Below are 308 nucleotides of genomic sequence, written 5' to 3' on the forward strand. Positions count from 1 at the left end.
TCTGTTATCTGGGTTGGCAAGGCCCATGCCACCGTGCGCCCCGAACTGACGGATGATGAAGCAGGCTGGCCAGTACGGATCCTGAAAGACGCCATTGCCGATGGCGTGCCTTACAAAGATATGCTGATTACCGCCGAACACTGCCTGTTCTTTGAAGGCAAGCTGGTGCCTGTGCGCATGCTGGTGAATGGCGTTTCCATTTTCTATGACAAATCCATCACCTCCTACGATTATTATCATGTGGAAACAGAACAGCATTCCGTTATCACCGCAGATGGCATGCTGACAGAAAGCTATCTGGATACAGG

General features: G+C 51.3%; 1 protein-coding gene. It reads left to right on the forward strand.

The window, feature by feature from the left end:
* The coding region (locus tag CSR02_RS12225; protein ID WP_208616828.1) for a Hint domain-containing protein at positions 1-308 on the forward strand (308 nt) is incomplete at both ends.

Origin of the sequence: Acetobacter pomorum (assembly GCF_002738225.1) — a bacterium.
Taxonomy (GTDB): domain Bacteria; phylum Pseudomonadota; class Alphaproteobacteria; order Acetobacterales; family Acetobacteraceae; genus Acetobacter; species Acetobacter pomorum.